This window comes from Candidimonas humi, from assembly GCF_019166065.1.
Classification (GTDB): Bacteria; Pseudomonadota; Gammaproteobacteria; order Burkholderiales; family Burkholderiaceae_B; genus Candidimonas; species Candidimonas humi.
Genome location: NZ_JAHTBN010000004.1, coordinates 436,045 through 451,172, shown reverse-complemented (window position 1 = coordinate 451,172; position 15,128 = coordinate 436,045). Strand labels below are relative to the sequence as shown.

The 15,128-nt window shown below is 66.9% G+C and carries 15 protein-coding genes; 8 read left to right on the top strand and 7 right to left on the bottom strand.

The genetic code is table 11. From position 1 onward, the window contains the following. Positions 1–38: 38 nt before the first annotated feature. Entirely contained in the window at positions 39–1,112 is a 1,074-nt protein-coding gene (locus KVP10_RS12705; RefSeq protein ID WP_217964948.1) for a septal ring lytic transglycosylase RlpA family protein, read from the top strand. A gap of 174 nt (positions 1,113–1,286) precedes the next feature. Here KVP10_RS12705 and rsmI read toward each other — a convergent pair whose 3' ends face one another. Next, the gene (rsmI, locus tag KVP10_RS12700; RefSeq protein ID WP_217964947.1) at positions 1,287–2,225 is read right to left on the bottom strand and encodes a 16S rRNA (cytidine(1402)-2'-O)-methyltransferase; all 939 of its coding nucleotides are present in this window, start codon (positions 2,223–2,225) and stop codon (positions 1,287–1,289) included. Positions 2,226–2,381: 156 nt separating this feature from the next. Here rsmI and KVP10_RS12695 point away from each other — a divergent pair, with 156 nt between their 5' ends. Continuing rightward, positions 2,382–2,882: a YraN family protein gene (locus tag KVP10_RS12695; RefSeq protein ID WP_217964946.1), complete on the top strand. Its 501-nt coding sequence runs from the start codon at positions 2,382–2,384 to the stop codon at positions 2,880–2,882. Between the two features lie 111 nt (positions 2,883–2,993). Then, complete coding sequence (locus KVP10_RS12690) at positions 2,994–3,374, top strand: helix-turn-helix domain-containing protein (protein ID WP_217964945.1); 381 nt, start codon at positions 2,994–2,996, stop codon at positions 3,372–3,374. A gap of 24 nt (positions 3,375–3,398) precedes the next feature. Here KVP10_RS12690 and KVP10_RS12685 read toward each other — a convergent pair whose 3' ends face one another. After that, entirely contained in the window at positions 3,399–4,463 is a 1,065-nt protein-coding gene (locus KVP10_RS12685) for a LacI family DNA-binding transcriptional regulator (protein ID WP_217964944.1), read from the bottom strand. 184 nt (positions 4,464–4,647) lie between these two features. Between KVP10_RS12685 and KVP10_RS12680 the strand changes: the two genes are divergently transcribed. Both KVP10_RS12680 and KVP10_RS12675 read left to right on the top strand, forming a co-directional pair. After that, positions 4,648–5,646 carry a Bug family tripartite tricarboxylate transporter substrate binding protein gene (locus KVP10_RS12680; RefSeq protein WP_343218728.1) on the top strand — a complete coding sequence of 333 codons (999 nt, stop codon included), beginning with the start codon at positions 4,648–4,650 and terminating at the stop codon, positions 5,644–5,646. Positions 5,647–5,868: 222 nt separating this feature from the next. After that, positions 5,869–6,654, top strand: a complete 786-nt coding sequence (locus KVP10_RS12675; RefSeq protein ID WP_217964943.1) for an HpcH/HpaI aldolase family protein — start codon at positions 5,869–5,871, stop codon at positions 6,652–6,654. 209 nt (positions 6,655–6,863) lie between these two features. Here KVP10_RS12675 and KVP10_RS12670 read toward each other — a convergent pair whose 3' ends face one another. The 5 genes from KVP10_RS12670 to KVP10_RS12650 all read right to left on the bottom strand — a co-directional run bounded on the left by KVP10_RS12670 (position 6,864) and on the right by KVP10_RS12650 (position 12,220). Beyond that, on the bottom strand, positions 6,864–7,535 hold the full coding sequence (locus KVP10_RS12670; RefSeq protein ID WP_217964942.1) for a YiaD family glycine zipper/OmpA-like lipoprotein: 672 nt from the start codon (positions 7,533–7,535) through the stop codon (positions 6,864–6,866). Between the two features lie 258 nt (positions 7,536–7,793). Then, the gene (locus tag KVP10_RS12665; protein WP_217964941.1) at positions 7,794–8,804 is read right to left on the bottom strand and encodes a Bug family tripartite tricarboxylate transporter substrate binding protein; all 1,011 of its coding nucleotides are present in this window, start codon (positions 8,802–8,804) and stop codon (positions 7,794–7,796) included. A 354-nt stretch (positions 8,805–9,158) separates the two neighbouring features. Further along, positions 9,159–9,905 carry an amino acid ABC transporter ATP-binding protein gene (locus KVP10_RS12660; RefSeq protein ID WP_246600603.1) on the bottom strand — a complete coding sequence of 249 codons (747 nt, stop codon included), beginning with the start codon at positions 9,903–9,905 and terminating at the stop codon, positions 9,159–9,161. A gap of 28 nt (positions 9,906–9,933) precedes the next feature. Next, positions 9,934–10,971, bottom strand: a complete 1,038-nt coding sequence (locus KVP10_RS12655; RefSeq protein ID WP_246600642.1) for an amino acid ABC transporter permease — start codon at positions 10,969–10,971, stop codon at positions 9,934–9,936. 61 nt (positions 10,972–11,032) lie between these two features. Then, entirely contained in the window at positions 11,033–12,220 is a 1,188-nt protein-coding gene (locus tag KVP10_RS12650; protein WP_217964940.1) for an amino acid ABC transporter permease, read from the bottom strand. A 196-nt stretch (positions 12,221–12,416) separates the two neighbouring features. On the opposite strand from KVP10_RS12650, the gene KVP10_RS12645 reads away from it, so the two are divergent. Genes KVP10_RS12645 through mutY form a run of 3 tightly spaced genes read left to right on the top strand, consistent with a single transcriptional unit; the run spans position 12,417 to position 15,081 of the window. Next, entirely contained in the window at positions 12,417–13,091 is a 675-nt protein-coding gene (locus tag KVP10_RS12645) for a cell division ATP-binding protein FtsE (RefSeq protein ID WP_217964939.1), read from the top strand. Continuing rightward, the gene (locus tag KVP10_RS12640; RefSeq protein ID WP_217964938.1) at positions 13,088–13,996 is read left to right on the top strand and encodes a cell division protein FtsX; all 909 of its coding nucleotides are present in this window, start codon (positions 13,088–13,090) and stop codon (positions 13,994–13,996) included. Before KVP10_RS12645 ends, KVP10_RS12640 begins: the two co-directional genes overlap by 4 nt. Continuing rightward, the gene (mutY, locus tag KVP10_RS12635) at positions 13,996–15,081 is read left to right on the top strand and encodes an A/G-specific adenine glycosylase (RefSeq protein WP_217964937.1); all 1,086 of its coding nucleotides are present in this window, start codon (positions 13,996–13,998) and stop codon (positions 15,079–15,081) included. The genes KVP10_RS12640 and mutY overlap by 1 nt, the downstream gene beginning before the upstream one ends. The last annotated feature ends 47 nt before the right edge of the window (positions 15,082–15,128 follow it).

Here is a 15,128-nt window from a genome sequence, read left to right as displayed (position 1 = left end):
AGTCCGTTCACATTGAAGAGGTGTCGCACCGGGGTGCCATGACCGCATTACGTTCGCTTGCCGCCATCCTGACACTGACATGCCTGGCCGTCCTGGCAGGCTGCTCCACCACGCACACGCGCGGCGGCGGCTACTACAAGAACGACGGCCCCGGCGCGAACGCCCCCGACCTCAGCTCCGTTCCCGACGCCGTGCCGCGCGTCGAAACCCCGTCCCGGGCGGCCAGCAAGCCGTATTCGGTGTTCGGCAAGCACTACTACCCCATGAGCTCGGACCGGCCGTTCCGGCAGGTCGGCATCGCCTCCTGGTACGGCAAGATGTTCCACGGCGCCAAGACCTCCACCGGCGAAACCTACAATATGTACGCCATGACGGCGGCGCACCCGACCCTGCCCATCCCCAGCTATGCCCGCGTCACCCGCGTCGGCACCGGCAAGTCGGTCATCGTGCGCATCAACGACCGCGGCCCCTTCCACACCGGCCGCATCATGGATCTGTCCTACGTGGCGGCGGCCAAGCTGGGCATCGTCGGGCCGGGCAGCGGCGAGGTCATCGTCGATGCCATTACCAATACCGACATTGCACGCGGCGAGACCCACATTTCGGATATCGCCGCGGCAACCGGCGGCAGGGTGCAGCCAGCGCCGCCCGCGGTCGAGGTGGCCACGACCAGCGCCGTGGCGGAACCCACGCCCAACGCCATGCTGGCGCTGGACCAGCCGTCTTCGAACCAGGGCAGCCCGGCTCCCGCGCCTTCGGCTACGGTCGCGTACGACGCTCAGCCGCAGCCTGCCGTCGCCAGGGCCTCCTACCAGGAGCCGGCCGCCTCGGCGCCCGCTAGCGCAAGCGCTGGCGCCGGCACGGACCGCATCTATCTGCAGTTCGGGGCCTTCAGCGGCCAGGAAAACGCCGACCGCCTGGCGCAAAAGATCAACACCCAGCTTGCCGGCGCCGAAGGCCGCGATGTCCGCATCCAGCCGGACGGCAATCTGTACAGGGTCCGGCTCGGGCCCTATCCGGACCGCACGGCGGCGGTCAATGCTGCGGTGCGCATCCAGCAGCGCACCGGCGTGGCCTCGACCGTGGTCGCTCCCGACGTCGCGCTGCGCTGAAGCGCCGGCCTGCTGCGGCAAGGTGCTCCGCACAGCCTTGCCTCGGGCCCATCCTGCTTCGCCCCGTCCCGTCCCGTCTCGGCCCTGTCCTGCCTCGCCCTGCCCCGGCCCATCCTGCCTCGGCCCCGCCGCGCGGCGCATGCGTAAGCATGCCTCTTGCTGCGTCCGCGCCGGCTATGTCTTTCCCGGCCGTCGCGCCAGCGCCATCGTATATAGCTCATCGCGCGGCAGGCCGGTCAATTTCGCCGCGACCCGGGCCGCATCGCGCACGCTCAGCGTTTCCAGCAAGGCGTCGAGCACCTCGGCCGCACGAGGATCGCTGGCCCCGGCTTGGGCCGGATCTTCTTCACCCTGGTGCACGATCAGCACGAACTCCCCCTGGCTGCGATGCGCATCGGCAGCCAGCCAGGCCTCCATCTCCGCCAGCGGCAGCGTGACGATCTCCTCGAAGCGCTTGGTGAGTTCGCGCGCCAGCGTCAGCCGCCGCCCCGTGCCGCACACCTCCGCCAGGTCGGCCACGGCCTGCGCCAGGCGATGGGGCGACTCGAACATCACGACCGGCGCGGGCACAGCGCACCATTGCGCCAGCCACTTGCGGCGCGCCGCCTGCCGCGCAGGCATGAAGCCGGCGAACGCAAAGGCCGGGTTTTCGTCCGAGGTGGCGCCGCTCGCCATCAAGGCAGTGATCACCGCGCTGGCCCCGGGCAGCGCCGTGACACGGTAACCGGCCTCGCGCACCGTGCGCACGATGCGCGCACCGGGATCGCTGACCCCCGGCGCGCCCGCGTCCGACACCAGCGCGACGCGCTGGCCTTGGGCCAGCCGCTGCACGATAGCCTGCGCGGCTTCAGCTTCGTTGTGGCGATGCGCCGCCATCAGCGGGGTATCGACCCCCCAGGCCTGCAGCAGCGTGCGGCTGGCGCGCGTGTCTTCGGCGGCGATCACGTCGCAGCGCCGCAGCGCCTGCCAGGCGCGCAGGCTCAGGTCGCCGAGATTGCCTATGGGCGTGGCCACGACATACAGCGTGGCCTGCGGCCAGGTCTGCGCCCCCACGCGCTCGATGAGATCATTCCATGTCGATGGGGAGTCTGCAAAACGGGACGGATCGTTCATACTGGAACCTGGATTCTGTTGCTCGTTGTTCGCGACGCGCCGGGCCCGGCGTCGAACCCGCCGGGATGCCCGGCATTGCGCAGCCGCTTTCCGCGCCCGCCGGCCGGCGCCGCGACGGCCGTCGCACGGCCTGCCGGACACCCGAGGAGCCGCCGCATGCAGGGCGATGACCTTGCCATCCTACTCGAACTGGCGCGCAGCGCCCAACGCGACGCGATACGCCGCCGCAAGCGCAGGCAGGCCGCAGCCGCGCGTCCACGCAAACCGGCGGCCGCGGCGCCGTCGCGCCCGCCCACGCCAGCCCAGCGGGACGGGCTGCGGGCCGAGACGCAGGCGCGGCGCTGGCTGGAACAATCTGGCCTGCGCATCGTGGCTAGGAACCTGCGCTGCACCGTCGGCGAAATCGATCTCGTCGGTCTGGACGGCACTGTGCTGGTGTTCATCGAAGTCCGGCACAGAAGCTCCGCGGACTATGGCGGCGCGGCCGCCAGTGTAAACCGCCAGAAACAGCAGCGCCTGATCCGCGCCGCGCAATACTTCCTGCCCGAACTGAGCCGCGGACATTGCGGCTGCAATGCCGCGGCTTGCCGCTTCGACGTCGTGACCGTAGAGCCCGCCGGCCTGCGCTGGCACAAGCACGCCTTCAGCGCGGACTGAAGCGCCCGGCCGTATGCCCTGGGGCCGCGTTTCGTAGATCACCGGATTTTAATCACGATTGTTATTATCGATATAACCAACGTGGTTGAATAACATTATTCAATCACGATTGTGAATACTTTTGCCGAGCGCATGCGCCACGCCCGCACCCTGCGCCACCTCACCCAAGCCGAGGTGGCGGCTGCTTGCGGCCTGTCTCAAGGGGCGATCGCCAATTACGAGAGCGGCAGCCGCGCCGCGCCCAAGGACATATTGGGCCTGGCCGACGCCTTGCGGGTCAGCGCGCTCTGGCTGCTGCATGGCAAGGGCGACATGGAGCCCGTCTCCATCAGCCCGGGCCGCCTGGACGAGCCAGGCCCCAAGAGAGGCGGCCGCACATGGCCCTTCGAGCGCATCGCGCCGCAAGCCTATTGGGCCTTGTCGGCACAAGACCGCCAACTGGTCGAAAACACCGTCCTGTCGCTGATCGACTCGCTATCCGACGGGAAGTGAAGGCCCAGCGCGCACGAGCCCGGCTCAGGGCCGCACGATCCTGCTGCTTTCCCGGACCAGCAATTCGCACGGCACCAACGTCCGGCTGGCGCTAGGCTCAGTTGCCGGATCCGCGGCCAGCAATTGCAGCACGGTGCGCGCCGCCTGCTGGCCGATCTGATAGCGGCCCGGTCGCAGCGTGGTCAAGGCGGGCTTGAGCCGGGCGGAAACCCCGGCCCCGCCAAAGCCCGCGATCGCACAGTCGGCCGGCAGGTCCATCCCGCAATCGGAGGCATGCAGTATGGCCCCGGCAGCCATGTAGTCATTGGTAAAGACAATGGCCTGGGGACGTGTATCACGGGGTGCTGCGCGCACGGCGTCGATCTCGCGGGCGCCGACCTCGTAGTCGTCGCTCACGTCGGCCCTGCGCACATCGGAAACGAGGCCGGCCGCGGCCATGGCCCGCGCGTATCCCTGGGCTCGCTGCGTAGCGCGGAAATCCTCTTCGGCATAAGGCAGCACGAAGCGCACCCGCCTGGCGCCCTGATCGAGGAAGTGCCTAGTCAGTTCGGTGCCCGCTTCGGCGTGGGGAAAGCCGACCTGGTGGTAGGGCCGGTCCTCCACGTAGCCCCACGCCTCCACCACGGGAATGTTCAACGCGGCCAGCATCGCTTCCGCAGCGGGAGTGTGGTCGTCGCGCGTCAGTATCAGGGCGCTGGGATGCCAGCCCAGGAACGCCCGGATCGCATCCTCTTCCAGGGATTGGGAATAGCAGGCATTGGCCAGCAGCAATTGCAGGCCGGATGCCTGCAACTCATCGGTCATGCCTTTGACCAGATCGGCGAAGGTCGCACTGGCGATGTTCTGCATGATCGCGCACACAACCCGGCCGCGCCCCGAGGCCAGGCCGCCCGCCACCTGGCTCGGCACGTAGCCGATGCGATCGATGATCTCGCGCAGCCGCTCGCGCACGGCCTCGGACACCTTCTCGGGAGTATTGAAGTAACGTGACACCGTGATGGACGACACCCCCGCAAGCGCGGCCACGTCGCGGATAGTGCGCGTGCCGGCCTTGCGGCGCGAGGCCCGCGGACTGCTGGGTCGATTCATGGTTTTCACCTATGGTTCCGTCACGGATAGGAACTTTACACTCCTTCCTATGTTACCGGTAACATATATCACATAAAACACTAGAGGCAAACAGGAAAACCCGAGGGACATCGCCGCCTGCCTGTCGAGCGGCATGGATTTACCGCGTAGACAGGCCCAATCCCGAAACAAGGAGACAAGACCAGTGAACCGCCGCCTATCCCTATATCGTTGCCTCGCCGGCCTCGCGGCCTGCGCCATGCTGGAAGTGCCCCAGATCGCCTGGGCGCAATCATCCGGCGCTTACCCCACGCGCCCTATCACCCTGGTCGTGCCATATCCTCCGGGCGGCGCGGCCGACCAATTCGCCCGCACACTGGGGCATGCATTGGGCGAACGCCTGGGCCAGACGGTAATCGTCGAGAATCGCCCCGGGGCCAACGGAAATATCGGTTCCGCTTTCGTGGCGCGGCGCCAGGCGGCCGACGGCTACACGCTGCTGCTGGGGTCGACCAGCACGCTTACGATCAATCCCAACCTGTATGCGGACACAGGCTACGACCCGGCCAAGGACTTGCAGCCCATCACTCTCACCCACCAGATGGCCAACGTGCTCGTGGTCAGCACCAAGACGCCGTACAAGCGGGTAGCCGACGTGATACGTGCGGCCAAGGCAAATCCGGGCCATATCGATTTCGGGTCCGCCGGCTATGGCAACACCATGCACTTGGCGGGCGTCCTTTTCCAGAAGCAAGCCGGCATCAAGCTGGTGCATGTCCCGTACAAGGGTGGCGCGCCGGCGCTGATGGACGTGCTGGCCGGCAATATCCCCATGATGTTCAACAACCTGCCCGCGCTGGTGCCCTTGAAAAACAGCGACAAGGTGCGCCTGCTGGCGGTGGCCGACACCAAGCGTTCGCCTGCGTTGCCCAATGTTCCGACCTTCGCCGAAGCCGGCGTGCCGGGCGTGATATCCGTGGTGTGGAACGGCATTCTGGTGCGGCGCGGCACGCCGCACGCCATCGTCGATCGGCTCAACCGGGAAATGGGCGCCATCCTCAAATCTCCTTCCTTCCGTCAGCCGCTGGAAAAGCAAGGATACGAAGTCCTGTCGTCCACACCGGCCCAGTTCGAGGCCCTGATAAAGAAAGACCTGGCGGGCATGCACAAACTTACCAAGGAAGCGGGGATGAAGATGAATTGAACACGGCGAACACGAAGCGCGCACCGGCCGGGCCGCGGCGATGCAATGTTCCGCGCAGCGCATAGCGGCGCGCCACATCTTGCGGCGAGCCGTGAAACGAACCGCGGATCCGGCGCGCGCACGCCCATACGCCACTTGCCGCCCCCGCGTCTTCCGTGCCGTCAGACCGGCGGCACGATTTTCCTGATCGACAATCCAGCACATATCAGCAAGCACCAATATATGCCCTCGCCTACCGACATACTTGAAAACCCCTTCCGCCGCCTGCTTTCAGGGGCGCGTATTCCCCTGGGCACCTGGCTCATGTCGGGCTCGCCCGCCATCGCGGAGGCCATGGGGCGCGCCGCGTTCGACTGGCTGCTCATCGACCTGGAGCACGTGCCGCTGGACGACCGCGATGTGCTGGGCATGTTGCAGGCCATCGCCGGCACCGACGCATGCCCTATCGCGCGCCTGGCCGCCAACGAGCCCGTATTGTTCAAGCGCGCGCTCGACATGGGCGCCCAGACCGTCATGGTGCCCTTCGTCAACGACGCACAAGCCGCGCGCCGGGCCGTGTCGTATGCCAAGTACCCACCCGAGGGCATACGCGGCTACGCCGCCATGCACCGGGCAAGCGGCTACGGCAGCGCCCGCGATTACGCCAGGCGCGCCAACGGCTCGACTTGCGTGATCATCCAGCTGGAAACCCCGCAGGCCGTCGCCGCCCTCGAAGAAATTGCGGCCGTGCCCGGAGTCGACGCACTGTTTCTCGGCCCGGGCGATTTGTCGGCCAGCATGGGGCATATCGGAAATATCGCCCATCCGGAAGTCCAGGCAGTGATCCAGGACGTCGCCCGGCGCTGCCGGGCCGCCGGCATACCTTGCGGCATCGTCGGGCCAAACCCGGAAATGGTCTCACAATTCATGGCCCAGGGATACAGCTTCGTGGCGATCGCCTCGGACCTGGCAATGATGATACGCCAGGCCGGCGCATTGATTCAGGCGGTACGTGGCCCCGACGCCTGAGGCGACAAGCACGGCGCCGGCCCGCTGGAGATGGCTGGTGGCCACGGGACGGGAGCCCGAGCGGCCCCGGAGCGGGGCAAAGCGGGCCCACGCCCGCAGCAAAGACTGAAAGGCCTGCGTGAACTGCGACCCAAGAAGCCGGACACCGAGCCAGGCTTCGCGGGGCAAGTCACGCAGGCCCGCACATCAATTTACCGACAAGAACCTGCTTATTGCTTCACGGCATACAGATACAGCTCGACGCGGCGGTTCAAGGCGCGGCCCGCGGCAGTGTTGTTGTCGCCGATCGGGTTGGCCGAGGCGCGGCCTTCCAGAGACAGCCTGCTGGGCGCCACGCCGCGCTGGCCCAGGTAGTCGGTTACAGCGCGCGCGCGATTGACCGACAGCGTCTGGTTGAGCGATGCCGAGCCGGTGCTGTCGGTATAGCCGATGGCCTTGGCCCGCAGTTCGGGATGCTCGGTGAGGGCGTGCGCCACGCTGTCCAGCACAGGCAACAGGGCTGGCTTGAGCACATACTTGCCGGTATCGAACGAGACATTGCTGGGGATGTTGACCTTGAGCGTGCCGTCCGGCATTTCGGTCACGTCTATGCCCAACTTCTGCGCGCCGGACTGCTGCACTTCTTTCTTGACGCCGGCCCAGTTGTAGCCGACGATGCCGCCGGCCACCGCGCCCACGCCCGCGCCTATCAGCGCCGCACCACTGCTATTGCCTATCAGCGCCCCCAATCCGGCGCCCAAGGCCGCGCCGGCGCCGGCGCCCACGGCGGTTTTCTGGCCCTGGCTCATGTTGTTCATATTGGCGCAACCCGCCATCAAGGCCACGACCCCGATACATGCCGCCACTCGGCTGACGCGGTTGACACGCACTGATAGTTCCATGTTCTTCTCCTTGTAATCGCCGCCGTCGGCGGCACCGTCGCCATGCTTCGGGCGGCGCCTCTGGCCCCGCGCCGGACTCTACCCGGCCCCGTAAGGAGCCTGCCTCGGGGCGCATGGCCCGCCCGGGGACAAACAAGGGCATCCGGTCCTGCAATATGCTATCAGAGCCCTCTCCGGGCAGAGTGTTATTTTTTGTTGAGGCCGGCGGCCGCGGCGCCCGGCAAGGCCGGGAAGCGCGGCCGGCAGCGGCCACGGGCATCAGAAGATCTTGGCGCCCGATACCTTGACGATTTCCTTGTATTTCGCCAGGTCATGCTTGACCAGTTCGGCAAAGGCTTCCGGAGTATCCGGCTTGGTGTCCGAGCCCATGGTCAGCAGCATCTTGCGCACGGCGGGGTCTTCCAGCGCCTTGCTGTATGCCTTGTTCAGGCGATCGATGACGGGCTTGGGCGTGCCGCCGGTGGCGAATACGCCGAACCAGGTGCCCAGGTCGAAGTCCTTGACGCCCTCTTCTTCCATGGTGGGCAGCTTGGGATAGATGGACGAGCGCTGCGCGGTGGTTACCGCCAGAGCGACCACTTTGCCCTCTTTGATCAGGCCGGCGGCCGAGGCCAGGTTGTCGAACATGAAATTGGCCTGGTTCGCGAGCAGGGCCAGCTTGGCGGGCGACGCCCCCTGGTAGGGCACGTGGACCGTGTCGATGCCTGCGCGCTTGTTCAGCAGGGCTCCGGCCAGGTGGCCGGCGCTGCCGTTGCCGCCGGACGCGAAATTCAGCTGGCCCGGGTGCGCCTTGGCGTAGGCGATCAGGTCATGCACCGACTTGATGTGGTTGGTCGAGGCGAATTCCTTGTTGAGGATCAATACATTGGGCACCGACGCGACAATGGTGACCGGGGCGAAGCTCTTGACCGGATCGAAGGGCAGCTTGGAATAGAGCCAGGGATTGATGGCGTTGATCGCCACCGCGCCCATGACCAGCGTATAGCCGTCGGGCTTGGCCTTGGCCGCCACGCTGGCGCCGATATTGCCGCCGGCGCCCGGCTTGTTTTCCACAATGACCGTCTGCCCGAGTTCGGGCTCGACCTTCTGGGCCAGCAGGCGCGCGACCGTGTCCAGCGGGCCGCCCGGCGCATAAGGAACGATGAATTGCAGGGCATGGGCGGGGAAGTCGGCGGCCTGCGCAGCGGGCGCGGCCAGGGTCAGCGCGGCGCAAGCCAGCGCGCCGCCGGCAGCGACCGACATGGACCAGGATTTTATTCTCGACAACATTGGTTTTTTCCTCATTGAAAACAACTTCCAGAACAAGACTAGGGCGAAATCCCAGGGGCGGAATCGCAGAAGGCCAATACTAATCCCTCTTTACGCCAGTTTCCTACCTTTTTTTACATTTTCGGCCATGGCTGCGCGAGGCCCGGGCGGCCCCGTGCGCAGCGGCCCCACGCCCCAGCACCAGCATCCAGGCCCTGCCTCGTGTCCCGGCCTTCCGTCCCACGCATCAGCCTCATGCACCACAGTCCCATCCCCCCGCACCGGGGAGCCGGGAATGGCAGGTGGGGGAACCCAGCTTCGGAGGCGGCCGGGCCTCTATGCGGGATCCGGCTCGGTTTCAATGCAAAACCCGGCTCAATGCAGGATCTGGCTCAGGAACAGGCGCGTACGCTCGTGCTGCGGGTGGTCGAAAAACGCGTCGGGGGTGTTCTGTTCGACGATTTCGCCCTGGTCCATGAAGATCACCCGGTCGGCCACCTTGCGCGCAAAGCCCATTTCGTGCGTCACGCACAGCATGGTCATGCCGGATTCCTCGGCCAGGCCCACCATGACGTCCAGCACTTCCTTGACCATTTCCGGGTCCAGGGCCGAAGTCGGTTCGTCGAACAACATGATCTTGGGCTGCATGCACAGCGAACGCGCGATCGCCACGCGCTGCTGCTGGCCGCCGGACAACTGGCCCGGGTACTTGGATGCCTGGTCGGGTATGCGCACGCGCGCCAGGTATTCCATGGCGGTGGCTTCCGCCTGCGCCCTGGCCTGTTTCAATACCCACATGGGGCCCAGCGTCAGGTTCTCGAGCACCGTGAGATGCGGGAACAGATTGAAATGCTGGAACACCATGCCTACATCACGGCGTATGCGCTCGATCTGCCTGAGGTCGTTGGTAAGCTCTACGCCTTCGACCACGATACGGCCCTGCTGGTGCTCTTCGAGCCGGTTGATGCAGCGGATCAGCGTCGACTTGCCGGAACCCGAAGGGCCGCAGATCACGATGCGCTCGCCGCGCGCCACCTCCAGGTCGATGCCGCGCAGCACCTGGAACTGGCCGTACCACTTGCCGACCTGCTGCATGCTGATGATGGAATCGGTGCCGGGCATTGTGACTGTCTCCGTTGATGCCATGCGTTCAGCGCCGCTGCGCGCCGCCCAGGCTGGCCTCGATCGAGCGGCTGTAGCGCGAAATCGAAAAGCAGAAGATGAAATAGATGGCGGCGATGAACAGGTAGGCTTCGATGCTGAAGCCGCGCCACTGCGGGTCGGCCAGCGCCGCCTTGGCCGACTGGGTCAGGTCGAAGATGCCGATCACCACGACCAGGGATGTGTCCTTGAAGAGCGAGATGAAAATGCTCACCAGCGGCGGGATGACGATGCGCAAGGCCTGCGGCAGGATGATCTTGCGCATCGTCTGCCAGTAATTCAGGCCGATGGACGCGGCGCCTTCGTACTGGCCGCGGGGCACGGCCTGCAGGCCGCCGCGCACGGTCTCGGCGATGTAGGCGGCGGCGAACATGATGATGGCGATCTGCGCCCGCAACAGCTTGTCGATGTCCACGCCTTCGGGCAGGAACAGCGGCAGCATCACCGAGGACATGAACAGCAGGCTGATCAGCGGCACGCCGCGGATCAGCTCTATGTACACCACGCACAGCGCCTTGACCGCGGGCATGCGCGAACGCCTGCCCAGCGCCAGCAGCAGCCCCAGCGGAAACGCGAAGGCGATGCCGAAGGTCGACAGGATCAGGGTCAACGGCAGGCCGCCCCAGCGGCTGTCCTCGACCGGCGTCAGGCCCAGCACCCCGCCCCACATCAGTATCGCCACCGCCACCAGCGCGACGACCCAGGCCAGGGCCAGCGCCGGCCGCCAGAAGCGCCGCACGGCGCTGCAGACGATCACCACCAGCAGCACGATGGCGGCCACCAGCGGCCGCCACTGCTCGTCGTAGGGATAGACGCCGAACAGGATGAGCCGGTATTCGTGGGCGATGAAGGCCCAGCAGGCCCCGCCCGCGGCGCGGCACTGCTGCGGACTGGACGCGGTGAAATCGGCGCGGATCCAGGCCCATTCCACGAGCGGCGGCACCAGCATCAGCAGCAGCCAGGCCAGCAGTACCGTCAGCAGCACGTTCAGCGGCGTGGCGAACAGCCTGGCGCGGCACCAGCCCAGGACGCCCGATTGCGGCCGCGGCGGTGGCGCGCTTGCAAGCTGCTTGGCGGCGCCCGGCACGTCAGCGCTCCACCAGCGCGATGCGCCGGTTGTACCAGTTCATGAACAGCGCTATCGAGAGGCTGACCGTGAGATACGCGGCCATGATGATCAATATGCCCTCGATGGCCTGGCCGGTCTGGTTCAGCGTGGTGTTGACCACCGAGACCAGGTCGGGATAGCCGATGGCCACGGCCAGCGAGCTGTTCTTGGTCAGGTTCAGGTACTGGCTGGTCATGGGCGGCACGATGACGCGCAGGGCCTGCGGCAGCACCACCAGGCGCAAGATGCGCCGCCGCGGCAGCCCCAGCGCCTGTGCGGCTTCCCATTGGCCGCGGTCCACGGCCTGTATGCCCGAACGCACCACTTCGGCAGTGAAGGCCGAGGTATAGATGACCAGGCCAGCCAGCAGCGCCGCGAACTCGGGCGTCAGGGTCAGGCCGCCGGTGAAATTGAAACCCCTGAGGTAAGGCATGTCCAGCGCCAGGGGCGCGCCGCCCGCCCACCAGCCCAGCACGGGCAGCAGTACCACCAGCGCCAGCGCGCTGCGCCCGAAGGGGAAGATGCGGCCTGTGGATTCGTGGCGCCGCCGCACCCAATGGCCGAGCAGGACTATGCCGACGATGGCCAGCGCCAGGCCCGCGGCCATCCAGTCCAGCGCGTCGCCGCGCAGCGAGGGCAGCTTCAGCCCGCGATTGGACAGGAACACGCCGGGCAGCGGATGCAAGGCCTGGCGCGGCCCGGGCAGGCTCTGGGTGATCAGCGCATACCAGAAGAACAACTGCAGCAGCAGCGGTATATTGCGCACGACTTCCACATACCCGCCCGCCAGGCGCGACACCAGCCAGTTGCCCGACAGGCGCGCCACGCCCAGCACCGTGCCCAGCAGCGTCGTCGCGACGATGCCCACGGCGGATACGCGCAAAGTGTTCAGCAGCCCCACACAGATCGCGCGGCCGTATGTGTCGGTGGGGGTATAAGGGATGACGCTTTCGCCGATGGCGAAGCCCGCCTCGCGATGCAGGAAATCGAAACCCGTGGTGATGTTGCGCGCCGCCAGATTGTGCAGAGTGTTGGATACCAGGTACCATGCAGCAGCGCCGACCGCGGCCAGGATCAACAACTGGTAGACCAGCGCGCGCAGGGCCGGATCGCCCCAGGACAGGCGCAGGCGGGCAGTAGATGTTTGCGGCGGTTTTTTTATATTCATGGGCCAGGGCCCGGGCTTCCTGTGGCGAACACTGCGGATTTGCGATCGAGGCGGCCTCGGGCGCAAGCCGGTACGAAGGCGGATAACGCCCCCGCCGATGCTCGCGCACGACGGGCGGCGCGGCGCTTTGCATATTCTAAGGGCTAATGGTTAATATTAGGATGCCCAACCCGCAGGGCCTGTTCAACCTAAATCCATGATCGAATTTCAACACGTATTCAAGTCATATGGCCGCGGCAGGAATATTCTTGCGGACATCAACTTCCGCATAGAACCCGGAGAATTCGTGTTCGTATCGGGCCCTTCGGGCGCCGGCAAGTCCACCCTGCTCAAGCTGATCGGCGGCCTCGAGCCTTCCAGCCGCGGCGCCGTGCACGTCAACGGCCATCGCCTGGACAAGATGACGGCGCGGGCCCGCCCCTATCTGCGGCGCGCCGTCGGCATCATCCTGCAGGACACCCACTTGCTCTATGACCGCAGCGCCATGAACAATGTGCTGCTGCCCCTGACCGTGGCCGGGCTGGAAAGCCGCCAGGCGCAGACCCGCGCCCGGGCAGCCATGGAAAAGGTCGGCCTGTCGGGCAAGGAAGGCCTCAACCCCATAGAAATGTCGGGCGGCGAACAGCAGCGGCTGGCCATAGCCCGGGCCATCGTCAACCGCCCCGCCATTCTCGTCGTCGACGAGCCCACTGCCAACCTCGACCAGGACAGCGCGCGCCGCATCATGGAAGTGTTCCGCGATTTCAACCGCGTAGGCGTCACCACGCTGATCGCCTCGCACGACCGGGCCCTGATGGCCTCCTATGCGACGCGCACCCTGCGCATCGACCACCAGGGCCGGTTCTTCGACACCCCCGGAGTCCAGTTGTGAACCGCTGGGTCCGGCACCACCGCTACGCGCTGCTCGTCGCCCTGCGCCGCCTGTCGGCGCAGCCCTTCTCGTCTGTGGCCAATATATTGGTCATTGCGCTGACACTGGCGCTGCCCATTCTTGGCGGCTCGATACTGATATCGGCGCAGCCGGTCGCCCGGCAGGTATCGGTCACGCCCGAAGTCACGGTATATCTCAAGCCGGACGCGCCGGCCGGGGCCGGCAAGCAGGTGCTGGCCCGCATACAAGACCAATTCCGCGACCACATACATTCGGCGCGGCTGGTGCCGCGCGACCAGGCGCTGCGCGCGCTCAAGGCCAACCCCACCTGGGCCGACGCGCTCGCGGCGCTGCCCGGCAACCCCCTGCCCGACGCCGTCGTGGTCACGCTGGACAATGGGCCCGACATGGCGCAGCGGGCGGACGAACTCGCGCAGCAATGGCGCGGCTGGCCGCAGGTGGATGCGGTGCATCTCGACAGCGACTGGGTGCAGAGGCTCGAGGCCTTGCTGCGCTTCGGCCACATCGGCCTGGGCCTGCTGGCCATAGGCGTGGCGCTGGTCGTGCTGGCCACGGTATTCAATACGGTGCGCATGCAGGCCCTGACCCAGCGCGAGGAAATCGGCGTGGCCCGCCTGGTGGGCGCGACCGAATCCTTCGTGCGCCGCCCCTTCCTGTACCTGGGGGCCCTCACCGGCATCGTGGCCAGCCTGCTTTCGGTGCTGCTCTCGGCGCTCGCGCTCATTCCCCTGAACAGCGCCCTGGCCCACCTGGCCCGCAGCTACGGCGCCAGCTTCACGCTGCGCCTGCCCGACGCGCTCAGCCTGTGCCTGGCCATCATCGTCGTAGCCATACTGGGCGCCCTCTCGGCGCGCTGGTCGGTCACACGCAGCACGCGCTTCTGATGCCGGCTACAGACGCGGCGCCTATCGCCGGCTTTGCCGAAACCGTCGTGCGCTGGCAGCGGACCAGCGGCCGCCACGGCCTGCCCTGGCAGGGCACGTGCGACCCGTACCGCATCTGGCTGTCGGAAATCATGCTGCAGCAGACCCAGGTCGCCACCGTGGTGGATTACTACCAGCGATTTCTCGCCCGCTTTCCCGATCTGCGAGCGCTGGCGCAGGCCTCGCAGGACGAGGTCATGCCCTATTGGGCCGGACTGGGATATTACGCGCGGGCACGCAACCTGCACCGCTGCGCACGCGAGATCTGCGAACGCCTGGACGGCGAATTCCCGCGCCGCGCCGAAGATATCGCGCAACTGCCCGGCATAGGCCGGTCCACCGCCGCCGCCATCGCCGCCTTCGCATACGGCGAGCGCGCGCCCATCATGGACGGCAACGTCAAGCGCGTGTTCACGCGCTACTTTGGAATCTACGGCAATCCGGCCGCGCGCGCCGTAGAGCAGCAACTGTGGCATACCGCCCAGGCCGCGATCGATGCGGCCGACGCCGGCCTGGACATGGGCGCCTACACCCAGGGGCTGATGGACCTGGGCGCCGGCTGCTGCACGCGCGGCGTGCCGGCCTGTGCGCAATGCCCGCTGGCCGCGGGCTGCTACGCGCGCCTGAATTCCAGGCAGCACGAACTGCCCGCGCCCAAGCCGCGCAAGCAGGCCGGCGAAAGGCAGTGCGCAATGCTGGTGCTGGAACAGGATGGCCGCGTGCTGCTCGAACAGCGGCCTTCCCGGGGCATCTGGGGCGGCCTCTGGTGCCTGCCGCAATACGAGGACGCGCAGGCCATGCGCGCCGCTTGCGGCAGCCGTGGCATAGACTGCGGCCCGGCACAGCGCATGGTGCCCTTCTCGCACACGTTCACGCATTTCAAACTGCATATCGAACCGTGGCTGCTGCGCGGCACGGCGCCGGGCCTGCAGGAGCCCGCGCCGGGACAGGCCTGGGTGCCGGTGGGCGAGCTGGCCGGCGCGGCGCTGCCGGCCCCGGTCAAGAAGCTGCTGGGCGGGCTGTACCCGGCCGACAGCCTGATTTAGGACCTGTCTACGCCCAAAGAGGTGTCGCACCGGCGGACGGTGCATGC

What these genes read in the sequence shown, in the direction of transcription:
- KVP10_RS12705 (WP_217964948.1), top strand. Translation starts at nt 39, where the DNA reads ATGACCGCATTACGTTCGCTTGCCGCCATCCTGACACTGACATGCCTG.
- rsmI (WP_217964947.1), bottom strand. Translation starts at nt 2,225, where the DNA reads ATGAACGATCCGTCCCGTTTTGCAGACTCCCCATCGACATGGAATGAT.
- KVP10_RS12695 (WP_217964946.1), top strand. Translation starts at nt 2,382, where the DNA reads ATGCAGGGCGATGACCTTGCCATCCTACTCGAACTGGCGCGCAGCGCC.
- KVP10_RS12685 (WP_217964944.1), bottom strand. Translation starts at nt 4,463, where the DNA reads ATGAATCGACCCAGCAGTCCGCGGGCCTCGCGCCGCAAGGCCGGCACG.
- KVP10_RS12675 (WP_217964943.1), top strand. Translation starts at nt 5,869, where the DNA reads ATGCCCTCGCCTACCGACATACTTGAAAACCCCTTCCGCCGCCTGCTT.
- KVP10_RS12670 (WP_217964942.1), bottom strand. Translation starts at nt 7,535, where the DNA reads ATGGAACTATCAGTGCGTGTCAACCGCGTCAGCCGAGTGGCGGCATGT.
- KVP10_RS12665 (WP_217964941.1), bottom strand. Translation starts at nt 8,804, where the DNA reads ATGTTGTCGAGAATAAAATCCTGGTCCATGTCGGTCGCTGCCGGCGGC.
- KVP10_RS12660 (WP_246600603.1), bottom strand. Translation starts at nt 9,905, where the DNA reads ATGCCCGGCACCGATTCCATCATCAGCATGCAGCAGGTCGGCAAGTGG.
- KVP10_RS12650 (WP_217964940.1), bottom strand. Translation starts at nt 12,220, where the DNA reads ATGAATATAAAAAAACCGCCGCAAACATCTACTGCCCGCCTGCGCCTG.
- KVP10_RS12645 (WP_217964939.1), top strand. Translation starts at nt 12,417, where the DNA reads ATGATCGAATTTCAACACGTATTCAAGTCATATGGCCGCGGCAGGAAT.
- mutY (WP_217964937.1), top strand. Translation starts at nt 13,996, where the DNA reads ATGCCGGCTACAGACGCGGCGCCTATCGCCGGCTTTGCCGAAACCGTC.